We start from the raw sequence: 317 nt of genomic DNA on the forward strand, positions 1-317 counted from the left end.
CGCACCAGTGTCTGTCATCGACACAGTAATGGCGCCTATTTCGACACTATTTGTATCGACTACTGTGGTTGCTGCATCGGTAAACGCTATAAACGCATGTGTATCGCTTGTATCTACATCGGTTTTACCGACATCCGCGAGTGAAATTGAACCGGTTAATGTGTTTTCGGCTACATTAGTCACCTCGGCGTAACCTGAAATTTCCGGCGTATCGTTACTGCCATCAATGGTTAAGGTCACTGTCTTGGCAACTGAGGTAGCATCTCCTGACGTTGAATCATCTTTAACTTGTACGTTAAATGATACGACTGCACTTT

1 protein-coding gene is annotated in these 317 nt (G+C 44.8%); it reads right to left on the minus strand.

Going from position 1 to position 317, the window contains the following annotated elements:
- A partial coding sequence (locus H4J59_RS00090; RefSeq protein WP_220469674.1) for a VCBS domain-containing protein occupies window positions 1-317 on the minus strand: 317 nt, incomplete at both ends.

The sequence above is a fragment of the Colwellia sp. MB02u-10 genome (genome assembly GCF_014077185.1).
Lineage (GTDB): Bacteria > Pseudomonadota > Gammaproteobacteria > Enterobacterales > Alteromonadaceae > Cognaticolwellia.